Raw genomic sequence first — 434 nt, forward strand, 5'->3', positions numbered from 1 at the left:
TGAAGGCAGCGGAATTTCGATTGATGCGGTGGTTGCGGATTTTATTTCTGGCGCGGTTGAAGCGATTAGCCCCGATTTTACCGACCACGAGTGGGACATCATTGAAGGGCAGGGTTCTTTGTTCAACCCTTCGTTTGCAGGCGTGAGTTTGGGGTTATTGCATGGTGCACAAGCCGACGCTTTGGTGTTGAGTCATGAAGTCGGGCGACCACATATTCGCAACCTTCCTCACGCTCAATTGCCAAGCATAGAACAGACCATTGAAGCTAACTTGCAAGCCGCGCGATTGACGAATCCAGACGTGAAACTGGTCGGCATCTGTTTAAACACATCGGCGATTAGCATCGAAGAGGCTGAGACATTATGCCAAAAATGGACCAAACTCTATCAAGTGCCCGTGACGGATCCAGTGCGTTTTGGTGTACAACACATTA

At 49.5% G+C, this 434-nt stretch carries 1 protein-coding gene; it reads left to right on the plus strand.

All coding sequences use genetic code 11. From position 1 onward, the window contains the following. Positions 1-434 (plus strand): DUF1611 domain-containing protein (locus AB4512_RS23665; RefSeq protein WP_372175956.1); only part of this gene is annotated, 434 nt, incomplete at both ends.

The sequence above is a fragment of the Vibrio sp. 10N.222.52.B7 genome (assembly GCF_041474275.1).
GTDB classification, from domain to species: domain Bacteria; phylum Pseudomonadota; class Gammaproteobacteria; order Enterobacterales; family Vibrionaceae; genus Vibrio; species Vibrio crassostreae_C.